General features: G+C 48.4%; 17 protein-coding genes and 1 tRNA gene. 4 read left to right on the forward strand and 14 right to left on the reverse strand.

Features of this window, described 5'->3' with window-relative positions:
* Window position 1: 1 nt before the first annotated feature.
* The 7 genes from AC4IFB_RS09690 to leuC all read right to left on the reverse strand — a co-directional run bounded on the left by AC4IFB_RS09690 (window position 2) and on the right by leuC (window position 9,130).
* Window positions 2-628 carry a phosphoribosylanthranilate isomerase gene (locus AC4IFB_RS09690; RefSeq protein WP_490780044.1) on the reverse strand — a complete coding sequence of 209 codons (627 nt, stop codon included), beginning with the start codon at window positions 626-628 and terminating at the stop codon, window positions 2-4.
* A gap of 82 nt (window positions 629-710) precedes the next feature.
* On the reverse strand, window positions 711-1,466 hold the full coding sequence (gene truA, locus AC4IFB_RS09695) for a tRNA pseudouridine(38-40) synthase TruA (RefSeq protein WP_490776278.1): 756 nt from the start codon (window positions 1,464-1,466) through the stop codon (window positions 711-713).
* 186 nt (window positions 1,467-1,652) lie between these two features.
* Window positions 1,653-4,427, reverse strand: coding sequence for a motility hub landmark protein FimV (locus AC4IFB_RS09700; protein ID WP_490780045.1), 2,775 nt, complete (start codon window positions 4,425-4,427; stop codon window positions 1,653-1,655).
* Window positions 4,428-4,753: 326 nt separating this feature from the next.
* Window positions 4,754-5,869 (reverse strand): aspartate-semialdehyde dehydrogenase, encoded by a 1,116-nt coding sequence (gene asd, locus AC4IFB_RS09705; RefSeq protein WP_490780046.1) that lies wholly within the window; start codon window positions 5,867-5,869, stop codon window positions 4,754-4,756.
* A gap of 54 nt (window positions 5,870-5,923) precedes the next feature.
* The gene (gene leuB / locus AC4IFB_RS09710; RefSeq protein WP_490780047.1) at window positions 5,924-7,000 is read right to left on the reverse strand and encodes a 3-isopropylmalate dehydrogenase; all 1,077 of its coding nucleotides are present in this window, start codon (window positions 6,998-7,000) and stop codon (window positions 5,924-5,926) included.
* An 11-nt stretch (window positions 7,001-7,011) separates the two neighbouring features.
* Complete coding sequence (gene leuD, locus AC4IFB_RS09715) at window positions 7,012-7,650, reverse strand: 3-isopropylmalate dehydratase small subunit (RefSeq protein WP_490780048.1); 639 nt, start codon at window positions 7,648-7,650, stop codon at window positions 7,012-7,014.
* Between the two features lie 76 nt (window positions 7,651-7,726).
* Window positions 7,727-9,130: a 3-isopropylmalate dehydratase large subunit gene (gene leuC / locus AC4IFB_RS09720; protein WP_490780049.1), complete on the reverse strand. Its 1,404-nt coding sequence runs from the start codon at window positions 9,128-9,130 to the stop codon at window positions 7,727-7,729.
* A gap of 121 nt (window positions 9,131-9,251) precedes the next feature.
* On the opposite strand from leuC, the gene AC4IFB_RS09725 reads away from it, so the two are divergent.
* A complete protein-coding gene (locus AC4IFB_RS09725) occupies window positions 9,252-10,139 on the forward strand; it encodes a LysR family transcriptional regulator (protein ID WP_490780050.1) in 888 nt (295 codons plus the stop codon).
* On the opposite strand, the gene ndk is transcribed toward AC4IFB_RS09725, so the two are convergent.
* From ndk to AC4IFB_RS09750, 5 genes are all read right to left on the reverse strand, one after another.
* A complete protein-coding gene (gene ndk / locus AC4IFB_RS09730; protein ID WP_490776285.1) occupies window positions 10,136-10,564 on the reverse strand; it encodes a nucleoside-diphosphate kinase in 429 nt (142 codons plus the stop codon). The genes AC4IFB_RS09725 and ndk overlap by 4 nt on opposite strands.
* A gap of 149 nt (window positions 10,565-10,713) precedes the next feature.
* Window positions 10,714-11,862 carry an MFS transporter gene (locus tag AC4IFB_RS09735; protein ID WP_490776286.1) on the reverse strand — a complete coding sequence of 383 codons (1,149 nt, stop codon included), beginning with the start codon at window positions 11,860-11,862 and terminating at the stop codon, window positions 10,714-10,716.
* Between the two features lie 321 nt (window positions 11,863-12,183).
* Entirely contained in the window at window positions 12,184-13,281 is a 1,098-nt protein-coding gene (gene aroC / locus AC4IFB_RS09740) for a chorismate synthase (protein ID WP_490780051.1), read from the reverse strand.
* A 22-nt stretch (window positions 13,282-13,303) separates the two neighbouring features.
* The gene (locus AC4IFB_RS09745) at window positions 13,304-14,623 is read right to left on the reverse strand and encodes a TolC family outer membrane protein (RefSeq protein WP_490780052.1); all 1,320 of its coding nucleotides are present in this window, start codon (window positions 14,621-14,623) and stop codon (window positions 13,304-13,306) included.
* Window positions 14,624-14,731: 108 nt separating this feature from the next.
* Window positions 14,732-15,568, reverse strand: coding sequence for a M23 family metallopeptidase (locus AC4IFB_RS09750; RefSeq protein ID WP_490780053.1), 837 nt, complete (start codon window positions 15,566-15,568; stop codon window positions 14,732-14,734).
* 294 nt (window positions 15,569-15,862) lie between these two features.
* On the opposite strand from AC4IFB_RS09750, the gene AC4IFB_RS09755 reads away from it, so the two are divergent.
* Window positions 15,863-15,949: transfer RNA gene (locus AC4IFB_RS09755), tRNA-Leu, on the forward strand.
* 392 nt (window positions 15,950-16,341) lie between these two features.
* Window positions 16,342-17,397 carry a calcium-binding protein gene (locus tag AC4IFB_RS09760; RefSeq protein WP_490776290.1) on the forward strand — a complete coding sequence of 352 codons (1,056 nt, stop codon included), beginning with the start codon at window positions 16,342-16,344 and terminating at the stop codon, window positions 17,395-17,397.
* 507 nt (window positions 17,398-17,904) lie between these two features.
* Here the strand turns inward: AC4IFB_RS09760 and AC4IFB_RS09765 are convergent.
* Window positions 17,905-19,458 (reverse strand): hypothetical protein, encoded by a 1,554-nt coding sequence (locus AC4IFB_RS09765; RefSeq protein ID WP_490780054.1) that lies wholly within the window; start codon window positions 19,456-19,458, stop codon window positions 17,905-17,907.
* A 57-nt stretch (window positions 19,459-19,515) separates the two neighbouring features.
* A complete protein-coding gene (locus AC4IFB_RS09770; RefSeq protein WP_490776292.1) occupies window positions 19,516-20,775 on the reverse strand; it encodes a hypothetical protein in 1,260 nt (419 codons plus the stop codon).
* 1,116 nt (window positions 20,776-21,891) lie between these two features.
* Between AC4IFB_RS09770 and AC4IFB_RS09775 the strand changes: the two genes are divergently transcribed.
* Window positions 21,892-23,568, forward strand: coding sequence for a hypothetical protein (locus AC4IFB_RS09775; RefSeq protein WP_490780055.1), 1,677 nt, complete (start codon window positions 21,892-21,894; stop codon window positions 23,566-23,568).
* The last annotated feature ends 125 nt before the right edge of the window (window positions 23,569-23,693 follow it).

A 23,693-nucleotide genomic window follows, 5' to 3' on the forward strand; every position in this document is an offset into this window, starting at 1 on the left:
TTCAGTCGTTGTCACCACGCATCACTCCCGTAATGAAGGCCTCTATCTTTGCCATATCTTTGATTCCCTTCGATTCTTCCACACCGCCGCTGACATCAACTGCAAATGGTCGCAGCTGCTGCACCGCTCGAGTCACATTCTCGCTATCCAATCCACCAGCCAGTATGATCCTGCCAGCGAGGGACTGGGGCACCATATTCCAGTCAAAAGTCTGACCAGTGCCTCCGGGCACGCCTGCCTTATAGGTATCAAGCAGCAAACCCGAACCTGAAGCATAGGTTTGCGCTTCAAATGCCAGGTCAGTATCCGCTTTCATTCTGATCGCTTTGACCCATGGCCTGCCAAATCCACTGCACTCTTCTGGGGATTCATCTCCATGAAACTGAAGCAGATCGAGGGGTACCTCTTTGAGGATCTGCTCGATAACCGTTCTATTTTCGTCCACGAACAGACCCACAACTGTAACAAAAGGCGGCAGGCTTTTCACAATCTCTGCTGCCTGATCAGGAGTCACCGCCCTGGGGCTGGGTGGATAAAACACCAAGCCGATTGCATCCGCCCCGAGACGGGCAGCAGCAAGCCCATCTTCTGGCCTGGTAATTCCACAAATCTTAATTCTGGTTCTCATAGGATGCTGAAAGATACAGTAAGCTCAGGGCCGACGCTATGGTCATTTACTATCAAATATCCCTCTATCATATGCGCCTTCATCAATCATCCAGCTTAAACTCATCAGGATAATCCACCTTTGTCAGACACAATCCTTGGGGAGATGCTGTAACGCCACCCAGTGTGCGGTCACGCAACTCCAAAACCTCTGCTGCCCAGGATTCAGGTTGTTCACCTTTGCCTATGGAGATCAATACTCCAGCTATATTACGAACCATATGGTGTAGGAAAGCATTCGCGTGAATATCTATGCTCAACATCTCCCCCTGGCGGGAGACCGTCAGGCTGTGAATGGTTCTGACCGGATGCTTTGCCTGGCAGCCAATGGCCCGATAGGATGAAAAATCGTGTGTTCCCAGCAGATGCTGAGCAGCGCCATGCATGGCCATCTCATCCAAGGGTTGGTGTATCCACACGGCTCGATTTCGCCATAAGGCCGAACGATAGGGTTGATTCAAAATAAGATAACGATAGTGCCGTCCAATAGCACTGAAACGGGCATGGAAGGTCTCGGACATCTCCTTAGCCCAGCTCACACTGACATCTGCAGGAAGATTCACGTTACTACCCAGGATCCAGGATCTTTCAGATCTGACTGCAGGGGTATCAAAATGTACCACCTGCCCGGTGGCATGCACACCGGTATCGGTTCTGCCAGCACAGTGTACAGTTACTTCATGATCAGCGACTTTCGAGAGGGCTATTTGCAACAACTCCTGGACACTGCGAACATCGCCCTGATACTGCCAACCGTGGAAAGCGGTTCCATCGTACTCTATACCCAGGGCCACCCTCATTAAAAACCTCGTTCATTTGGAGTAACCAAACCTCTCTCCTCGCGCCTTGATTGGCGCTTTTTTCAGGGGCAACAGGGCCAATTAGATTAGTGTTAACAGGCCCTAAAAAAGTTCCTGAAAAAAAAGGGCGCACCCGGTGCGCCCTTCTATTTACCCGAACAAAAAATTGTTCGGAACAGATTAAGTTCAGCTGCTGAGACTGCTCAGAAGATCCTGGGCCTCTTTCTGCTGGGGTTCACTACCTTCACCAACAACCTCTTCAAGGATGCTCTTGGCGCCCTCATTGTCACCCATGTCTATATAGGCACGGGCCAGGTCAAGCTTAGTGGTAATCTCATCTGTAGAGTCAAGATCAAGGTTTTCACTATGGCTGTGCAGTAGACTCAGCTCATCAACATCGCCTGTTTCATTGTCCAGGTCAGTGGAGATGTTTTCCAGTTCTCGCTCGATACTATCCAGATCCAGGTCATCAAGGACTTCGGAATCCTCTACCTCGATGCCTTCAACGACATCATCCAGAACCTGGCTATCTTCTATGTCGGAAAGATCAAAGGGGAGCGGATCTTCTGAACTCTCTTCTGCTACTGGTTTGGATTCAATTCCAGATGAGGGTACTGAATCGATCTCAAGATCACTCAGATCAATGTCCAATGCATCGGAATCCTCCATCGGAGTCGCCTCTTCCACCCCATCCATCTTGTTCAGAAATTCGGAATCAAGAGAGAGATCAGCCTCAAGGGATTCGGAATCCATTTCATCAAGATTATCCAGGCCACTCAGATCCATGGAGTCCAATTCATCGGAGGCATCCGAAATGACATCTTGGGCAGCTTCAGGAGCAGCAGCAGGTTCTTCAATATCGGCGACAGAACCTAGATCCAGGTCCAGATCATCAAGACCGTCTGACAGATCGGCAGCAGCCATTCCAGCTGCACCTGCAAACAGGGCATGTCCAGGATTCAGCTCCTTACCCATAGCAGTGATCTTGCTCCAGGCATCAGGCTGTTGCTCAGCCAAGCCATCATCATGCAGTTTCTGTGCAAGGGCTGAGTACTCATCAGACTTTTTAGCGGAGAAATAGATCTCAAGCAGTTTATGCTTAAGCTCTTCACGCTCAGGATACTTCTCGATGGCCTGATTGATGAGCTCTTCTGCCTGCTGGTATCGACCATATGCAATATAGACGTCTGCTTCAGAGAGAGGATCCACCTCACCAGTCTCATCCTGCAATGCATCGATATCGCTGGGTGAGAAATCACTCATGAAAGAGGTTTCATCGGTAGGCGAAGTCAGAGAACTACTATCATCAGCACCGGTTGGCACGATATCGCTATCCGGTGAGACCAGAATACTCTCTGCAAACTCAGCCTCCGCTTCTTTACGACGCCGCATAATCATGGTCAGCAGACCAATCAGCAGGACACCCGCACCACCGACAATTGCGAGCATGGTGCTGTTCTCTTTCAAACCGTCGAAATAGCTCACCTTCTTTTCTGGCAATTTAGCAACTGGTGGTTCGGCAAGTTTCGGTTCTGGCTGTGCCGGTTTGGCTTCCATTTTATCTGCAACAGGTGCTGATGTTGGCGCAGCGGCGGGTTCAGCCTCAGTTGCTGGCGCCTCCTCCATAGCCATCTTGTCCTGCTCAGCAGCTATTTTGGATTCAATATCTACTTCCTCTATAACAGTACCTTCAGGCACTGGCATAGCAGGCGCTTCTATCTCATAGGCTGGGGCGCTCTCTGCTTCTGCCATTGCAGGTTCAGCAGGTGTCATCTCTTCGGCTACCTCAGCTTCAGCAACAGGCACCTCTGGTTCTGCAGCAGGCTGCATCTCTTCCATCTTCTGAGAGGCAGTTGATTGTGCGGCCTGTACTTCAGCCAGTTCATCACTGCGGAGTGTCAGTAGCCTTTGTATGTCTTGAATCTGATTTTCGAGTTCCTGTACTCGGGATTTTAGCGCGCTGTTCTCTTGCAGAGCACCCTCATTGGACTCCCTCACCAACAATATTTCTTGCTGCAGACGATCAATCTCGGCAGATTCCGCCATACCTTCCCGTTCAGCAGATTCACCTGCGCCAGGTTTTGGAGAGACCAGCTTCAGTCGATCCTTAGGCGCTGGGGAAGAGCTCGGAGTAGATGCTTGTTGCTTGCTCTGTTCGGGGGCTGCAGCACGTCGGGAACCTGACTGCCACTCTCTGGTCTGTGCCATGAACTCTTCGCGTGCTTCACGCTTCGTCATGGCAGTAACATTCGCATCCTCTGGTAAGCGTAAGATCTTTCCGACTTTGAGGTTGTTTACGTTGTTGTTGATAAATGCTGAAGGGTTGTTGTCCAGCAGTGACATCATCACCTGCTCGATCGACTCACCACCTTCGCGCATCTGCTTGGCGATATTCCAGAGGTTTTCATTGGGCTGTACAGGTCCGTACTCCCTTCCCCCTCCAGAACTCATCGTTACTTCAGACATGCTGGCTGCAGGCGCTGTTGCCCTACGGCTTGGGATCACTCTGGTAACTGGCTGGTTTCTGACAACAGGTGCAGCAACCGGAGTAGGCTTTCGACTCAGGGTTACCGGCGGATCCAGCAATACTGTGAATTCTCTGACCAACCTGCCTTTCGGCCAATTGACCTCAACAAGAAAATTCAGAAAGGGCTCACGTATAGGATCCTTGCTGCTGATTGAGATTACCGGTTTGCCCGAAGCTGTCAGCTGAGTAGCAAATTTCAGTGAAGTCAGATGAAAAGGCCTGTCCATACCCGCTTTTTTGAAGGCCTGTAAAGAAGCCAGAGAGACACGTACATCCTGCAACTCTTCCTGGGAAACGGAAAGCAGATCGATATCGGCCTTGAAGGTCTGATTAAGTGCCGATTGTGGGTGAATTTCACCTAGTCCGAGAGCGAGAGCACCCAATGGTGACAGAGCTGTTGCAACAGCCACTGCCAAAGACAGCTTACGAATCATGCTTCCTCCTTGCCAGAAAACATAACCACTGGCCAAAAAGTCACCTTGACACAGTGGGTCAGAGGCCCGCCGTTCAGCCCCGAATGGTTAGAATAAACTTAACAATTAGTCGCTAACTATAGCTTATGAATGATCTTTTTACCAAAACTAAAAGGATCATCACAATAAAAATCGCAATACTGTACAGCTATTTGGGCTCAACAACTAAAAGTGAGAAATCGGTCGTATTTTTTCACTTCCATTTCTGCTTGTTATGAGGAAGATCTATCGATCCTCAACCCAATCAGCCCCATCAAAAACCGATGCCTTGAGGTTTTGAGCTGGAATTATCCTTCCAGCAATATCCTCAACATCCGTCGCAATGGTTCTGCAGCACCCCAAAGTAACTGGTCACCAACAGTGAAGGCATTCAGATACTCCTCACCCAGGTTCATCTTTCGCAGACGTCCGACCGGAACACTCAAGGTTCCAGTCACCTGAGCTGGATTCAAATCACTCACTGTGACATCACGCTGATTCGGAACAACTTGCACCCAATCATTGGCGCCATCCAGTATCGACTCCACCTCGTCTATCGGCACATCCTTACGTAACTTTATGGTCAGCGCCTGACTGTGGCAGCGCATAGCCCCGATTCGTACACAGGTTCCATCTATTGGGATCGGGTTATCACTTCGGCCCAATATTTTATTGGTCTCAACATAACCTTTCCACTCCTCCTTGCTCTGGCCATTTTCAAGAGGCACATCGATCCATGGGATCAGGCTTCCGGCAAGGGCAGCCCCGAAGTTATCTGTTGGAAAAGCGTCGCTACGCATGGTATCAGCAACTTTGCGGTCGATATCAAGAATTGCAGAAGCGGGATCCATCAACTGATCATGCACCGCCACCTCCAAGGCTCCCATCTGACTGATCAATTCACGCATATTACGTGCACCAGCACCTGAAGCTGCCTGGTAGGTCATTGAAGTTGCCCACTCCACCAGATCTTCACGAAACAGCCCGCCCAAAGCCATCAGCATCAGGCTGACTGTACAGTTACCTCCAATGAAGTCACGTTTCCCAGCAACCAGACCATCACGAATCACCGACTCATTGACTGGATCAAGCACTATCAACGTATGATCTTTCATACGCAGACTGGAAGCGGCATCAATCCAGTAGCCTTGCCAGCCGGCTGCACGTAATTGATCGTAAACTTGATTCGTATAACTGCCTCCCTGACAGGTCACGATGGCCTCCATAGCCATCAACTCATCCAGCGATGCAGCATCTTTAAGGGCGGGAATCGACTTACCGATATCGGGGCCAGCCTGCCCAACCTGGGAGGTTGTGAAGAAGACCGGCTCATCAATCAGGGAAAAGTCATTCTCTTCGAGCATGCGCCCCATAAGAACTGAACCCACCATGCCACGCCAACCAACAAAACCGACTCTTTTCATCTTCAATAACCTGTTAGAAAAACTTTTAGAAGCAATCAGCCAATACCATCACACTCAATCCAGCGCGGCAACCACTGCATCGCCCATTGCTTCACAATTAACTTCTGTCATGCCATCAGCAAAGATATCCGCTGTACGCAATCCTTGATCCAGTACTCTGTTTACAGCCTGCTCCACGCGATCTGCCATATCGCTCTCATCAAGACTGTAACGCAACATCATTGCAACCGAGAGTATCGTCGCCAACGGATTGGAAACCCCCTTACCGGCAATATCCGGAGCTGAGCCATGAATAGGCTCATACATACCCTTACTCTGCTCATCCAGTGATGCAGATGGCAACATACCGATAGAACCTGTCAACATCGCCGCACAATCAGAAAGAATATCGCCAAACATGTTGGTGGTCACAATCACATCGAACTGTTTGGGCCATTTCACCAGCTGCATGGCAGCATTGTCTACATACATATGACTTAGAGAGACTTCGGTATGCTCACTGCCGACCCGTGTCACTACTTCACGCCATAGCTCTGTTGATTCAAGAACATTCGCCTTATCTACAGAGCAGACCCGATTGTCACGTTTTTTGGCAATGTCATAGGCAACCTGTGCGATGCGCTCGACTTCAGACTCCTTATATACCAGCGTATTGAATCCCTGACGTTCGCCACCTTCCAGCTCGCGGATACCTCTGGGTTGTCCGAAGTAGATACCTCCGGTCAGCTCACGCACGATCATGATATCCAGCCCCGATACGATATCGGCTTTCAGGCTGGAAGCTTCGGCCAGCTGCGGATAGAGAATTGCCGGGCGTAAGTTAGCGAATAGATTCAACTCGGCGCGGAGCCCCAAAAGACCTTTCTCTGGACGAATAGAGATATCAAGCTGCTCCCATTTCGGTCCGCCAACTGCACCGAGCAGAATGGCATCCGCCTCTTTTGCCAGATCCAGAGTGGCATCGGGTAGTGGGCCACCGGTGGCATCGATTGCTGCACCACCAATCAGTGCCTCATCCATATCGATATCGAGTCCGTAACCATCTCGTAAGGCGGCTAAAACCTTGACCGCTTCAGTTACGATTTCCGGACCAATACCATCACCTGGCAGAATTAAAATTTGTTTGCTCATCTATCCTCACCTCAAGAAAACAGCCAAGGCGCTTCACTCTTTCGTCGCGCTTCATAGGCCTTGATCAAATCAACATGTTGCAGAGTCAGGCCGATATCATCCAGCCCATTGAGCAAACAATGCTTACGAAAAGGGTCCACCTCAAAAACGATCCGTTCGCCATCCCCTTTGAGCAGCTCTTGAGCCTGCAGATCCACAGTCAGGGAAAGTGCCTGTTCAAGGGTTGCCTGAGCAAACAGATCATCAACTTTTTTCTCATCAAGAACAACGGGTAATATGCCATTCTTGAAACAATTATTAAAGAAAATATCAGCATAACTCGGGGCGATAATAACCTTGAACCCATAGTCTTCCAAAGCCCAAGGGGCGTGCTCCCTGGATGAACCACAACCGAAGTTCTCCCGAGCCAGCAATAGCTGTGCACCCTGGTAACGGGAATCATTGAGTACAAAATCAGGGTTCAAAGGGCGATTGCTGTTATCCATACCCGGCTCACCCTGATCCAGATAGCGCCACTCATCAAACAGATTGGGACCGAACCCAGATCGCTTAATCGACTTTAGAAACTGTTTCGGAATAATGGCGTCAGTGTCTACATTGGATCGATCCAGCGGGCAGACAATGCCGGTAAAGATTTCGAATTTATCCATTAACTTATCCTCTCATTCAGCATATTCTTAATATTTTTCATGTAATTAATGAATATACTTAACAATAATTCTTCATTCAAAGATCGACAAAATGTCCATTAACAGCTGCAGCTGCAGCCATTGCAGGACTGACCAAATGGGTTCGGCCACCCTGCCCTTGTCTTCCTTCAAAATTACGATTGGAGGTTGAAGCACAGCGCTCTCCAGGTTCCAACCGATCTGCATTCATAGCCAGACACATGGAACAACCAGGTTCACGCCATTCGAAGCCAGCCTCAACAAAGATCTGGTCCAACCCCTCTTGTTCAGCCTGCGCTTTGACCAGACCGGAACCCGGTACAACCAGTGCCAACTTGACGTTCTCTGCAATCCGCTTACCCTTTGCTACCTCGGCTGCGGCACGCAGATCCTCGATACGGGAGTTGGTACAAGAACCGATGAAAACCTTGTCGACGGTGATCTGCTTTATCGGAGTTCCAGCCTCCAGCCCCATATATTGCAGAGCCCGACTCATCCCCTCTGCCTTGACCCGGTCAGATTCATCTGCAGGATCAGGTACGAATTGATCAACACCCACTACCATTTCAGGTGAAGTGCCCCAGGTCACTTGAGGGGCGATGTCAGCCGCATCAAGTTCAATAACCTGATCGAAGCCAGCACCCGGATCGCTGTGAAGTGTCTGCCAATTGGCAACAGCCTTTTCCCACTCATCGCCTTCCGGCGCATAAGGTCTGCCTTTGACATAGTCGATGGTCTTTTGGTCAACTGCGACGAAGCCAGCTCTGGCGCCAGCCTCAATGGCCATGTTACATAGCGTCAGGCGGCCTTCGATCGACAGCGCCTCGATTGCATCCCCGGCAAATTCGATAGCAAAGCCTGTCCCACCAGCGGTACCGATCCTGCCGATAATCGCCAAAACGATATCTTTCGCGGTAACTCCGGGTCTGACCTCCCCTTCGACACGAACCTGCATCGATTTCGACTTTTTCTGAATCAGGCACTGAGTGGCCAGTACATGTTCAACCTCAGAAGTTCCGATACCGAAAGCCAGAGCACCCATTGCACCATGCGTCGAGGTATGGGAGTCACCACATACCACAGTCATACCGGGGAGTGTCGCTCCCTGTTCAGGACTGATCACATGCACTATGCCCTGTCTTGGATCGAGCATTTTAAACTCTGTAATAGCAAAATCCTGACAGTTCTGATCCAGGGTCTCTACTTGTAATCGGGAGACCGGATCAACGATGGTTTTAACCCCTCCAGAACGCTCTGTGGTAGGAACATTATGGTCCGGCGTTGCCAGATTGGCCTCGGTACGCCAGGGCTTTCGACCCGCAATCCGCAGGCCTTCAAATGCCTGAGGGGAAGTGACTTCATGCACCAGATGGCGATCGATATAGATCAGTGCAGTACCATCCTCATCGGATCGCACCAGATGGGTCTCCCATAATTTGTCGTATAGCGTCTTTGCACTCATCTCTCTCTCCTCTTGCTGATCTTCCGAAAAACCTGATTCGGCGGTAGTCAAAACATAGGGGAGTGTGCTACATAATACAAATTCATATTTTTCATTTTTTCCATTCCCATTAGGAATAGATATGGATTTTGCATCACTTCGTGCCTTTGTTCAGGTTGCCCGGGAGGGCTCATTCTCTCTTGCGGGGGAGACCCTCTACTTGACCCAGCCCGCCGTCAGCAAACGGGTGGCCGCTCTTGAGAACGAGCTTTCAGTACGTCTTTTCGATCGTGTTGGGCGTCAGATCTTTCTCACAGAGGCGGGACAACAGCTACTACCCAGAGCCGAACAGATCCTACAGGAGATGGCTGACATACAGCGGGGACTCTCAAATCTCTCGGGGGAGATCTCGGGTCAACTGATCATGGGCACCAGCCACCATATCGGCCTGCACCGACTCCCGCCTGTACTAAGAGGCTTTACAGACTGCTACCCAAAAGCAGCGCTGGACATTCGTTTTATGGAATCGGAAAAGGCCTGCCAGGCGGTTGAACATGGAGAACTGGAGATGGCTGTTGTCACCCTCCCCCTTAATCCCATCGAAACCCTGGAAACCCGAAAGATATGGCACGATCCACTTTGTGTAGCAATCGGCCCGGATCACGAGCTGGCCCAGCAGGAATCGATTGCAGCAGCTCAACTGGTCGATTATCCAGCTGTGTTGCCGACAAAGGGAACCTATACGCGAACTCTGCTGGAACAGTCGGTCAATGAAATGCAACTCGAAGTAAACTGCACCCTTGCAACCGACTATCTGGAGACACTCAAAATGATGACCAGCATCGGCCTGGGTTGGAGTCTGCTACCGGAGATATTTCTTGAGGAAGGAGAGATCCAGAAACTGGAAGTCCCGGAACTGCAACTGAGCCGCTCTCTAGGCATAGTGACACACCGTAAGCGGACGCTATCAAATGCAGCAAACGCCATGAGCCAACAACTGCTGGCCCATAGCGATCCTAGCGTCAGTTAACGGGTACGCTCGCAGACACCTTCAGGGAAGAAAAAACCGATCTCCTCTTTAGCAGTGTCCGGTCCATCTGAGCCATGAACCGCATTTTCATCAACAGTCTCGGCGAAATCCGCACGAATAGTGCCAGGGGCCGCTTCCTGAGGATTGGTAGCACCCATGATCTCCCGATTACGACTGATGGCATTCTCCCCTTCCAGAACCTGCACCATCACCGGACCAGAGGTCATGAAATCGATCAGGTCATTGTAGAAAGGTCGCTCCTTATGTACAGCGTAGAACTCCCCGGCCTGTTCACGGCTGAGATGCAGCATACGAGACGCGACAATCTTCAGACCGGCGTCTTCAAAACGGGCGTAGATTTTACCGATCAGGTTTTTTGCAACCGCGTCAGGTTTAACAATTGAAAAAGTGCGTTCGATGGCCATTTAGGGAGCTCCGGAGAGTATCAAGTTGTAAAGAAATGCTGATGCTTCGCCAATATTGGCGGCTATGTTGCAGCGCAGCAGGTGCGAAAGTTACTCATCTCCCTCAGAAGTGTCAAGTCGATAAGGGTGCCAATTGAATATCCACCGCATCAACTAACCAGCGGTGCTTCCTGGCGATCAATCCATCGGCTGGCAATGAATACAGCAATCAAGGCATAAACAGCCGCAGCCCAATAAGCCATCTCAGGCCCGATACCACTCCAAAGATAGCCACTCATAAGACTGCCCACCGCCCCTCCGGCACCAAAACTGATACTGCTATAGAGCGCTTGCCCCCGCCCCTGGTGACGACCAATAAAATAGTGATGCACCATGTGTATGGCAGCGGCATGGAAAGTGCCGAAAGTAGCGGCGTGCATCAGTTGCGCCAATAACACCAGTAGAAGATTGTCTGAACCCCAGGCAACCAGTACCCAACGAATCACTGCGATCATCAGACTGACAATGAGAACGGTTCGCGCACCCCAGCGATGTAACAGGCGATGCATAATCAGAAATACCAGGACTTCAGCAACAACACCCAAGGCCCACAACTGGCCGATCACACCACTGCTGTAACCAATCCCCTCCATATAGATCGAATAGAAGGCGTAGTAGGCGCTGTGGCTTGCCTGCATCAGAAAGCAAACCAATAAAAATGCGATGATATCCCTGCGTTTCAGTACCTCAAGTATCGACCCCTGTCCCAAAGGAGAGAGCCCAGCCTCTTTTTCAGGCACCAGCAGACTGTTAAAGAAGATACCTATGTAGATGAAGAGCACAACTTGTGGCACCACGCCCACACCCCAACGCTCCAACAGGAATCCCAGCGCCAATACCGCGAGAATAAATCCAACCGAACCCCAGAGACGGATACGACTGTAGTTTTGAATACGCTCCCGCAGATAGCTCATGGTCACTGCCTCAAACTGAGGCAATGAGGCATTCCAGAAGAAACTGAATAACATCATGACCAGCGCAAGCGCCCAATAGCCCTCAACAAAGAAGACCCCCAGAAAGCAGATCACTGAAAGTAGAGAGGCCAATCGCACAATCGGCATACGCCGACCGGTATGGTCGCTAATCCATCCCCATATGTTCGGGGCAATCAACTTGGTCACCATGATGACCGCCATCAACTCACCAATCTGCGCTGGTGAAAAACCTCGATCCAGAAGATAGAGCCCCCAAAAAGGCAGCAGTGCACCCAGGGACGCAAAGTAGAAGAAATAGAATCCGGAAAGGCGCCAGTAAGGCATCCTGCTAGGGCCTGTTAACGCTAATCGAATCGGCCCTGCTGAGACTATTTTTTCGTCCAGCAAGGCAGAATAAGCGAAGTGTAGTCATTCTACATGAGCGAATGATAACGCCGCTGGGCGGAAAAATAGTCTCAGCCCTTCGGGTTACCCCTGAAAAAACGCCACTCGGCGTTGCTCGTGGTTCATTTGGTGTGACCAAACCTCTCTCCTCGCGCCTTGATTGGCGCTTTTTCAGGGGCAACAGGGCCGATTCGATTAGTGTTAACAGGCCCTAGTGTGGAGTGAGGTATAAATGGCGCATATCAGCGTGACGAGCAGCTGTTAGCTGTTGCTACCAAGATCTGCGAGACCTGACTGGACATCCATGTTCTGCCCACGATTACGCAATACATGATCCAAGACAACAATGGCCATCATCGCTTCAGCAATCGGGGTGGCGCGAATACCGACACAGGGATCATGACGCCCTTGCGTCACCACTTCCACAGATTCACCGGAACGATTGACCGTCTGACCAGGCAGACGAAGACTGGATGTTGGTTTGAGTGCAATCGAGGCCAGCAGGTCCTGGCCGCTGGAGATACCCCCCAGTACGCCACCCGCATGGTTGGTAAGAAAGCCATCCGGGGTCATCTCATCCCGATGTTCTGTACCTTTCTGCTCGACAGCGAGAAAACCATCTCCTATCTCCACCCCTTTGACCGCATTGATACTCATCAGGGCATGGGCCAGGTCTGCATCGAGACGATCAAAGATTGGCTCACCCAAGCCGGCCATCATACCGCTGGCCACAACATTGATACGAGCGCCGACAGAATTACCCTCTTTGCGCAGTGCATCCATGTAGGCCTCCATCTCTGAAACCTTATCCGCGTCTGGAGAGAAGAAGGGGTTTTTATCGACCTGGTCCCAATCAAACTGCTCAATACGAACCGGGCCGAGCTGTGAAAGATACCCCCGAACCTGAATACCATACCGCTCGAAGAGATACTTTTTGGCAATACCTCCGGCAGCCACCCGCATTGCCGTCTCCCTGGCTGAAGAGCGACCGCCCCCGCGATAGTCACGGAAACCATATTTCTGGTTGTAGGTGTAGTCCGCATGTCCAGGACGGAAGCGATCCATGATATCGGAGTAGTCTTTCGAACGTTGGTCGGTATTGTTGATGATCAGACCAATCGGAGTACCTGTGGTTTTACCTTCAAAAACACCAGAGAGAATCTGCACCTCATCCGCTTCCCGACGTTGTGTAGTATGGCGTGATGTGCCTGGCTTACGACGATCAAGATCGTGCTGAAGATCCTCAGCGGAAAGAGGCATCCCTGGAGGACAACCATCGACAATACAACCAATAGCCGGGCCATGGGACTCTCCAAATGAGGTCACCGTAAAGAGTTTGCCAATGGTATTACCAGACACAGAATCTACCCCTTGATTTCAATCACTTTTCCAGCCAACCATTGACATTTTCCAGGTCCGTCTCACTCAGGGTACCTGCTGCGGATTTGAGAACCAGACCATTGAGAATATAGCCATAGCGGGAGTTGAGATAGTCCCGCTGTGATGAGAAGAGATTGCGCTGCACATTCAATACATCAACGATCGTACGGGTACCAACCTCATATCCAGCCTGGGTAGATTCCAAAGCACTTTGAGCGGAGACAGTTGCCGCCTTAAGCGCTTCAACCTGACTGATGGCGGAGAGCACACCACGAAACGCATCCCTCACCTGTCGGTTCACTGAACGACGGGTTAGATCCAGGCTCTGCTGGGCGGCGCGAAAGTTGGCCTGGGATTGGCGGGTGGAGGCACTCACTGCACCACCGGTATAGAGAGGCACCTCGAGGGAGAGACCTATTCTGCCAGTATCTGCTTCGGTTGCCCTATCACTGTCACTGCGATTTATCGAATAGCCACCAACCAGATCCAGGGTTGGGTAGTGACCCGATTTACTGACATCGATCTCCTGCTCAAGCACTTTAAGGTTGGAGCGGGCGGCAATAATACTGTAGTTCTGCTGCTGAGCAGTATCTGACCAGTCTTGCAGTTTATTGGGCACCGGTGGGTTCAACAACAGCCCATCTCCCAGCTTGCCCAAGTCGCTTTTAGGCTGGGGACCAATGATCTCGTAGAGTGCCTCCCAGGCATTATCCAGACTGTTTTCAGCAGCAATTTCGGCAGCTCTTGCTGCATCGTAAGCCGCTTTGGCCTCATGCACATCAGTGATTGCGATCAATCCCACATCGAACCGTTGCTGCGCCTGCTCCAGCTGCCGGCCTGTGGCTTCACGTTCAGCATTGGCCACTCTCACATCATCCTCAGCGGAGAGGATATCAAAATAGGCGGTGGTGCTGCGTACCATCAATTCGATCTCAGCTGCAGCATATTCCGCTTCAGCCTGAGCTATTGTACTGTCAGCCTGTTCCAGCTGCACCAAACGGTCACGACGGTAGATAGGTTGGGTCAAATTCAGCCCCAACCCACTCTCTCGATAGTTGCTTGTCTCGTCGACAGAAGTACCTTGCAGTGTTTTGACATCACTACGGACCGCATCATAGGTCCCACCCAGCCCCACAGTGGGTAACAGCTGGGAACGAGCTAAACTCTTTGACTCACGGGCAGAGTTCAGCTGCTCTTTTGCGGCTTGCAGTTGAGGGTCGTTATCCAGTGCAAGACGATAGACTGACATCAAGTCATCAGCCTGAATTGAAGGGATCCAACAGATCAGAAAAAGTGTCGCCAGTTGCTTCATCGGTCTCATTATTTTTCCATTAAATTAGAGAGAAGAGAATACAATTTCAGATTGAGGGGCACTTTATCATAGATATGCCATAGAGTGGCTCCTACCCTACCCCATTGAATTCAGATCCTACTCAGGCATTGATGGTACCAGCAGCTGGGGGTCGATCCGAGCAGCACCCAAGTTCATACGCCAGTCCAAATGGGGGCCGGTTACACGCCCTGTGGCACCAATCTCCGCAATAGGATCCCCCTGCTTCACCACTTGCCCATCCTCTACCAGGATTTTGCTGAGATGTAAAAATGAGGACGAAAGATGGAGGCCGTGGTCGATAATCAAAGTTCCTCCTGAGTAGAACATATCAGAATGAGTCATCGTCACCACACCATCAGCAGGTGAGACTACCAAGGTGCCCACTGGAGCTGCGACATCCACACCATAGTGGGGTCTTTTAGGTTTACCGTTGAGAACCCTCTGACTACCGTATACCCCGGAAATCCTCCCCTTCGACGGCCAGATAAAACCGCTGCGATAATCATCACGATCCTCATTCAGCTTACGCGCCTGCTTGACCTGAGCAACTTCCTTTTTGATCCTGTCCCAGTTACGTTTTGGTGGTGTCACCTTGCTGGGAGGCAGTCCGGTGATATTCTGAATCTGATACTCACGTTTCTCGATAGTGAAAAGCCTTGACTGTTGAGGTTGACCGTCCCGACGCACCACCAACTTATGCTCTAACGGTGCATCCCGGTCAAAACCGAGCAAAAATTCACCATTTTTAGAGACCTTCACCGGTTTCCCATTGAACTCGACACTCGCTCCAGGCACTACCTGGCCAATCAACATGCCCCCCTGAATATAGTTACCGTCCAGAGAGAGGCCCATTGCGGATTGCGCAGTCATCAGCATAGACAGAAGCAACAGCTTCAAGGTCAGACCAATATTGAGGTAGCGTGACATCATCATAAAAAATAAGGTCCATTTAGATTCAAGGAACGTAATCAAGCGTAGTTTCTCATATTGATTGCAAAATTCAGAGACCTATATTAGGCCTCAGGTCAAAGGGCAATAGGTAGAGAAAGGCAGTTCCGGATCAACCATTGTCTCCCATATCCAAGACCAGAACAGATCTTCATATTACTCGGCAAAGAGGAACAATGAGACTACAACAAATTCAAGGCTAACCAAATATTGACAGATGCGGAAACTGGTTGTAGAGTTCGCGGTCTCCAACCGGCCTGGTGCCGGAAGACCACATCTGCCGAGGTGGTGAAATTGGTAGACACGCTAGCTTCAGGTGCTAGTGGGGGCAACCCCGTGGAGGTTCAAGTCCTCTCCTCGGCACCATATTCCAAGACCATCACAGACTACCTGAAGTGATAGAGACCCTGTTTTCAGGGTTTTTTTATGTCTGTTCCATTTTCTTTGGCATACGCTTACCAGGCAATTATTGCTGTTAGCAAGACTGTTAGATCCATAATGGCTTGCCAGTAGAGTAAGAATTTCATTTATCTAATTCACTCAGGCCTGTCAGTCCGAATAGACATCCTTATCGCACACCAAAATTCTGAATTCATGAGATTTGTATTCAACAAATATAAAATAGAATGAATATCCTATCCGGGCTAACCCTAGCTAGGGTGATTCCCATCTTTTCCAGAACTGATTTCAGCTGTTTAATAGTTTTAAAGAAATTTTCAACGATTCATTATGGAACCTAGCTAACAGGGAGAACAGTAATGGGAATATTCTCATCAATCCGTGCAAGAATGTCAGAACTCTCTAACTCAACCACAGTAGATCGAGGTAACAGGGGGTGTTTTGGTAACACAGGAAAGGTCGTTCTAGACGCTAGAAACGGCAATGATAAAATCAACGTTCATACCAACATCGATGGCTCTGTCGATGTGACAGTCAATGATAATGAGTGCCACCATTTCTCCTCTGATGAGGCTCGAAATCTAGTGATCAAAGGTGGTAGAGGCAATGACACCATTACTATGACAGGTCATCAGCTGTATGGCCCCAAGAACAATATCACTATAGATGGCGGCAAGGGTAACGACACAATCTATGGTGGTTGCGGCAACGACACTCTGATCGGCGGCAAAGGCAACGATACCATCTACGGCGGTGCGGGCAATGACACAATCAGAGGCGGTAAAGGAAACGATAAAATCTATGGCGGTCGCGGTGATGACAATATCCGTGGCGGAAAGGGTAGTGACATGATCGATGGCGGCTGCGGTAATGACACCATCCGTGGCGATAAAGGCAATGACACCATCTTCGGTCGCTGCGGCAACGACAATATTATCGGCGGCAAAGGCAATGACCGTATCTATGGTGGCCGGGGTGATGACAATATCCGTGGCGGTAAAGGTAACGACATGATCCATGGCGGCTGTGGTAACGACACTATCCATGGGGATAGAGGTCATGACACCATCTTCGGTAGCTATGGTAATGACAATATCTACGGTGGCAAAGGCAATGACCGCATCTATGGTATGCAGGGTGATGATAATATCCACGCTGGCAGGGGTCATGACTATGTTGATGGCGGCTTTGGAGATGACAACATCTCCGGTGGCAAGGGAAATGATCACCTTCGTGGTGGTTACGGAAACGATAACATCTCCGGTAATAAGGGCCGGGATTATCTGGTAGGTGGCCCAGGCTGTGACAACCTGGATGGCGGCCGCGGTAGGGATAGAGTGAACCACGGAAATGATGGTTTAATTACAATCAGCCCTATCGAACTGATAAGGTACCCGAACGATACTATCCTATAAGTGACCTCTGAGTTAAGTTTGAGCGGAACAGGTTGTTGATCAATATGGGTCAATTCAGGGTTTGGATCTTCGCAATAACCTAGCTATTGCGAAGATCCGTAACGCTGAATCGGTCTACAGTTGACTAGTCAGTGAATGCAGTTTTTTGAAATGCACTGATGTATATATTATGGGCACTTCACTCTTTGCTTATACCCTCTGCGTGACCTGAAGCGTGTAGCTGCCAGGTGTGAGACGAAGCAGAATGGTTGTTCCATTCTTAAGGATAACAACGCAGCAGATGCATGGATGATTGTATTTTGAGGTTGACACATTGTGAAACTTCAGCACTCTGCACACGTAAAAAAGAAGTCATATCCTTTAAGCAAGGCTGAGCATACTTAAATATCTTATGCACCTAAAGTATGTCACACTACTACAGCAAAAAACTTATTCAAAGGTAATCTACTATCCAGAACATGAGTATCATGACACTCAGCAAATATTGCAGTCATGCCCATCGTATACCTATGATTGTTGATCTAATAGTACACCACGAAACCAAATATATTTTAATCTACCGTCGAGGGTAAAGGTGGGAATGCGCCACTCATCACCATTATCATATCTTATAGTTAAACTATAACCGTCAAATTCATATAATCCCTTTTGATCATCATCGGGTTGCAGACTTCCTCTCCCATCATCTTTATTAATTTTCTTACCATTTACTTTCACCTCTTTTCTATTGATGTATACAAATCGCCCTGCCTTGGTAAGGCGTTCACCCCTGAATTCAGTACTGGAAAAGTCGGAACCGCTGTGTGTGGATGATGCAAGCCACACCCCTTGTAAATGGGTACCGAATGGAATCGGTTCTGTTTTTTTCTGTTTGCCTTTGGGCACAACATAATGTGATTTATCAACATTCCAGGCAAAACTATAGCGTTGACCATCGAACTTCCACCAACCCCATCTGTCCGGTTCCCGGTTTCGTGATTTCGACACGTCCAGTATATTTGGGGCGACAGGTAGGTTATCCATTACACGCCCATCTTTTGTGAGCAGGTAGATCTCTTCATTTAGTGGACGATTTCCCGGCTCTGCAGACTCTTCATAAACATAGAGAATGGTTTCAATCTGAGCAACAGGGAGGCCTTCACCTGGATTTGTGACATAAGGGTACCCCCTCTTTTTTTTACTTTTAATTTTTTTTCTTTGACTTGGTGATAACCGATCTACAGGATCAATCCAGCTCAATCGATACTCGGAGGGATCATCGTAAGCATAAATAACCGGCTTTCCTGTTTTTTCATTGACACCATAGATACAGTAACTTTTATAAGTTTGTATACTGTTGTAACAGGGGTCTTTGATATACAGTTTTGCAAAACGTTCGGAGTAGACGTAGTGACCTATGTGCTCCTTCTTGGTATTGAGAAACTCATACTCACCATTATCATAAAGCATGATGCTATATGTTGAACGCGCGTCACCACGAACCGTCTCTTTTCCTACATATCGACCTGGTTTGATGGGCCCTCCTTTTTTTATACCCCTAACCTTTGGTGTCCCTGTTTCAAGATCGAGACCTCGCCACTCCGCCTTGGCATTTTCGATCTCAATATCATCTATATTCCGAAATATTTCAAATGCCTGATCGTAGTATATTTTATCTACATTACTCGCATATAAAACCATAGCTGGTCGCACATATAGCAAATCCGCACTGAAACCTATCACACCTAACATACCTCTATCACCATCTGCCTTGCGGAATTCACGAAAGCCAAATGCTCGATTGTAACTTCTTCTGTTGACTTTTTTTCCTTCTCCTACCCACTCTCCTCTGGGAGCCTTACTGTTAAAGAGTTTGTTGCGTACCCAGGCGTCTACACTACGCCCCTCTAGTAACTCAGCGGGATAGTATTTCACCATGATATCGATATTTTGATCTTTCGGCTTGAAGACTATCGTGTTTTTTTTATTGTCGACGGTTCGATTCCAACCTACAGGAATCTCACTTGCCATGCTGATCGAATTAGCCAGAAACACTAACAGAAGTACCATCATCCTTTTCATAAATGCTTTCCCTGAATAGATTATATGCTCTGATCAACACTGATCGACCTCTGTCAATCAATCAGTTTTATATAAATAACCACCTTCAAACCAAATACCTCTGAACTCATCAGAGGTACCAAATGTAGGCAGATATTTCACAACACCGCTATCATATTTAAGTGTCAACGTGTATCCATCAAATTCATAACTACCGATGCGATTACTATTGGGTTTTCTTCTTGTACTTGAACCACCACCCACTCTCTCACCGATTACATTTACAGCAGAATACTCATCTGAGTTATATGCTGTGACCAAGTCTCCAAACCCAAATGGCGATCCAACAGATCCGCCTGCCTGCTTTGTATTTCTACGGTATCTTTTGAAGCGTCCATCACTGTTTAACATAACTCCCCAAAATGAAATATCAGAGAAATCCATACTTACAAAAGAGGATGAAGCACCCCAATCACCTGTTAAGCGGGTACCCTTTGGTATAGGCACAGTTTTAATCTGTTTACCTTTAGGCACTTTGTAGTTCCTGCGTTCTATATTCCACGAAAAACTGTAACGATTATCTTCATACTTCCACCAGCCCCATCTATTAGGCTCTCGACTGCGCGATTTCGCCACGTCCATCCTAGAGGGTGCAATGGGCAAACCATCCCTGACCCGCCCATCTTTCATTAGAAGATAGATCGATTCATCTGTTTCCATGCCACCAATTTGGTAGGTATCTTCATAGGTGTATAAAATTGTTTCAATCTGATCATTACTAATGCCTTCACCCTTCTCTGCCAAATATTTATAGCCATAGGTGCCTACTTTCTCCATCTCATGAAGGTGTTTTCTCTGTCTGGGAGAGAGACGGTCAACCGGTTTTTCCCATCTGAGACGATAGAGATTGCTATCTTCACGTGCATAGATCATAGGCTTGCTACTCAGTTTATGAACACCATAGACGCAGAAGTTTCTATTAGGCTTGTATGAACTGTTGTAAAAATCATCAACCATATTGAGCCTACCCAGTGCCTGCGAGTAAAGGTATCTGCCTGATTTGTTGTATCCTCTTATAAATTCATATTCACCACTTTCATATAATATGACTTCAACATGCCATATCACCTCATTATTCCTGGTTTTAGAGCCGACATAGCGTCCTGGCTTGATCGCGCCACCTATCTTCATGCCTTCAATTTTCGGTGGTCTGGTTTCTATATCTTTTTTGCGGCCTTCGTTTACAGCATCAGCTTTTTCTATTTGAAAAATACGGGTCAGAATTTGGTAACCTTGCTGTAGCAGATCATTATCACCGCTCTTCATATCACGAATCATGAACGCAAGCCTTGCATGTTCTCGATCAACAGTTACTGCTACAGCATCCAGCAGACCCAGACTACCATCCTTTCTCAGAAACGATCTTGCACCATGTGCATAATTTGCGCTATCTCTGACAATTTCTGCCTGGTCTTGCCATTCTCCCTGGGGAGCTTTGTTATTGGATAATTTGTTACTTAACCAGTTATCGATTCCACGCCCATGCAGTGGTTCTTTTGGGTAGTGTTTAATCAGTATTTTGGTAACAGAGTCGATCGGCTGGAAGATCTGTGCATGCTTCTTATTATCGGAGCGCTGCTGCCACCCCGCAGGCAACTCTGTTGAAGAGCAGGTAAACGATAGCAAGAGCCCCAAATTCAACACCCAAATCAGCTTCCAAAGGGGCGGACACTGCAGGAAATGCAGTACCAACAGAATCCTTTCCATTCATTACATCCTTATACACGCCGAAGCTTAGTGATTGACATAAATAATTTGTATTTAAGAGCACCTCGATTAATTGCTTGTACCCTCTGGATTTACGACCCGTAGCGTACGGCCTGAAGCATGCATCTGCTGCGTTGCGATGCTTGAGAATGGAGCAACCATTTTGCTTCGGCTCTCGCCTTGCAGCTACAGGCTTCAGGTCACACAGAGGGCATAAGCAATTAATAGAGGCTCCCTTAACTCTAAACCAGCACAGCTGTTTTATCAAAGCCTAAATAAACAACAATTCTTACCCTCCTCTTTTCGGTAACCTTCCATAACTACGATGTAAATAACACTCTTTATTGAGATTATCTATCTCGTCTTGCAACAAAATTGTTTATCTGGCAGTCTTTGAGGCAAATCACCTTAAACCACCGGATATCATGGAGTGATGTCATGCATTGGTGTAGTAAAATAGAGATCTCTTTTGAGATCACACCCTACTTTTTACTTTTCCCCTCACTGAATCGCTCAAACCTTTCATTTCTGTGTAGACAGATCATTCTGCATATATTTCATATCTCGTACTCAATTGCTTCTGACTGGCAACAATGCACTGGCTATGAAAATAGTATTGCCCTCTCTCAATCCAGTGAAGATGGTGATGATTCAGTTATAACCCAACCATTCTAAACAGTGATAAATATGAGATATTCGAACTCTCTCTCTTTGCTATTGATAGTATTAACTTCCATTTGGCATCCCTGCCTCAGCTTCGCTACTGAGACGCCTACCGGTTGGAGCTATAACGTTGATGCAGAGAAAAAAACAGTTATTTTCAGGCCGACTCAATCAAATTCAGAAATCGATATACTCGTAAAGTTCTACCCAGCTGTTCCACTTAACAATAAAGGCGTGGATGGTTGGCTTCGTAACAAACTCTACTCCAGCAGAGCACCCAAAGGCAGCTGGAAGAGTGAGGAGCATGTGGTTCGTGATACTGCCAATTTTGCTCACGGACATCGCACATTCACCAATCCAGACGGCTCTACAGGTTTAGTGATGGCACATGTGTTTAGCGCCGATCGTCAATTTGTCCGCTTGGGAATCATGCTGCTTACCCAGAATGAGAAAAATAATGCCTATCTGGACCAGGCCACAGAGATTCTGGGTAACCTCGTAGAGTTCGAAAAAGCATCTGCCATAAAAGAAGAGCGAGGCATTGACATGGAATCCCCACCGCCGAAGGTCAAAAGCATCAAGGCAGGTGGCCCAATAAAACCTGGCCGTTATATTGGCTCAAGGACAAAGAACGGCAAGAGTAAGGCACGCTATGAGATCATGCTCTATGAAAACGGAGAATATGAATTTCTTGATGCCTATCAAAAGAAAAAACGCAAGCAAAAAAAAGGTCACTACGTCTACTCGCAGCTGACAGGCAGGTTAAACATTCGCGGCGATTTTTATAACAGTACTATCTACCCGAAAAGTGATTTCTGTGTTTATGGCGTACATAGAAGTACAGGAAAAGAGACAATCTACGCCCGCAGTGACGATGACAAATATCGCCTGACCTGGGTAAACCCGCCAGATCGACTCTCACCCAGCGCCCGGGAGGAAGCTGAAAATGCGGCTGAGGCAGAAGCCAAGCGATACAAATATGTTACCAATCCTGGTGATGGCCTTTCACAAGATGATATAGAAGCCATTATCTACACCTTCGATCTCTATTATGGCTATGGCGCTATGCAACAGCGCCACGAGGCCTATCTACTGACAAAGGATGGACGGGTGATGGACGGCATTCCTGTTGCCCCCAACAGTCTGGATGTTGGCCAGTCCCGCAGTCGTGAGCCTGACCGCTGGGGCTGGTGGAAATATGATGGTAAAAAGTATCGTTTTGCCTGGCCTGCTGACAGGAATCAGTTCAAACTCCCCAGGGGTACTCAAATGGTGGCAAAGCCTGTTCCCAAGGGTACGAAACTGGATGGCACATGGGGAAGTACCTCATCTTCAACGAGCCTCGACTTTTCCAGCACCTCGTTTTGGGGCGTCACCCTGGACAAGCAGGGTCGCTTCAAAAAGTACCGTAGTAGCATGATGCAGGGCGGTGGAGAGATAACAGGTGGTGGAGGCCCAATGGTTACCAGCATCTCAAATGATGAAGGTTCGGCGACATCTGTTATCGGTTCGAACGTGGGAGGGGGTAGTAGTAGAAAAAACAAAGGATCTGCAAGTCATCGAATGGGGAGCTACGAATTCGATGGTTACAACCTGACCTTGAGATACGACAATGGACGAGTCAAACATCTTGCCACTTTTACTACCGGGGATAACTATAGTTCCATCTGGTTTGAAAATGGCGATCTAAATCGGAAATGAGTTTTTTTATGAACCACGGAAAACACTGAAACACACGGAATAATTTCTTCTTTATTTTCCGTGTGTTCAGTGTTTTCCGTGGTTATAGAGTTAATGCAGGCCTATCTTATACCGGCAAACTTGAA

Source organism: Candidatus Thiodiazotropha sp. AKIB8, from assembly GCF_058244675.1.

Coding starts and splice junctions, on each gene's coding strand:
- AC4IFB_RS09690 (WP_490780044.1), bottom strand. CDS start 628: ATGAGAACCAGAATTAAGATTTGTGGAATTACCAGGCCAGAAGATGGG.
- truA (WP_490776278.1), bottom strand. CDS start 1,466: ATGAGGGTGGCCCTGGGTATAGAGTACGATGGAACCGCTTTCCACGGT.
- AC4IFB_RS09700 (WP_490780045.1), bottom strand. CDS start 4,427: ATGATTCGTAAGCTGTCTTTGGCAGTGGCTGTTGCAACAGCTCTGTCA.
- asd (WP_490780046.1), bottom strand. CDS start 5,869: ATGAAAAGAGTCGGTTTTGTTGGTTGGCGTGGCATGGTGGGTTCAGTT.
- leuB (WP_490780047.1), bottom strand. CDS start 7,000: ATGAGCAAACAAATTTTAATTCTGCCAGGTGATGGTATTGGTCCGGAA.
- leuD (WP_490780048.1), bottom strand. CDS start 7,650: ATGGATAAATTCGAAATCTTTACCGGCATTGTCTGCCCGCTGGATCGA.
- leuC (WP_490780049.1), bottom strand. CDS start 9,130: ATGAGTGCAAAGACGCTATACGACAAATTATGGGAGACCCATCTGGTG.
- AC4IFB_RS09725 (WP_490780050.1), top strand. CDS start 9,252: ATGGATTTTGCATCACTTCGTGCCTTTGTTCAGGTTGCCCGGGAGGGC.
- ndk (WP_490776285.1), bottom strand. CDS start 10,564: ATGGCCATCGAACGCACTTTTTCAATTGTTAAACCTGACGCGGTTGCA.
- AC4IFB_RS09735 (WP_490776286.1), bottom strand. CDS start 11,862: ATGCCTTACTGGCGCCTTTCCGGATTCTATTTCTTCTACTTTGCGTCC.
- AC4IFB_RS09745 (WP_490780052.1), bottom strand. CDS start 14,623: ATGAGACCGATGAAGCAACTGGCGACACTTTTTCTGATCTGTTGGATC.
- AC4IFB_RS09750 (WP_490780053.1), bottom strand. CDS start 15,568: ATGATGATGTCACGCTACCTCAATATTGGTCTGACCTTGAAGCTGTTG.
- AC4IFB_RS09760 (WP_490776290.1), top strand. CDS start 16,342: ATGGGAATATTCTCATCAATCCGTGCAAGAATGTCAGAACTCTCTAAC.
- AC4IFB_RS09765 (WP_490780054.1), bottom strand. CDS start 19,458: ATGAAAAGGATGATGGTACTTCTGTTAGTGTTTCTGGCTAATTCGATC.
- AC4IFB_RS09770 (WP_490776292.1), bottom strand. CDS start 20,775: ATGATTCGTGATATGAAGAGCGGTGATAATGATCTGCTACAGCAAGGT.
- AC4IFB_RS09775 (WP_490780055.1), top strand. CDS start 21,892: ATGAGATATTCGAACTCTCTCTCTTTGCTATTGATAGTATTAACTTCC.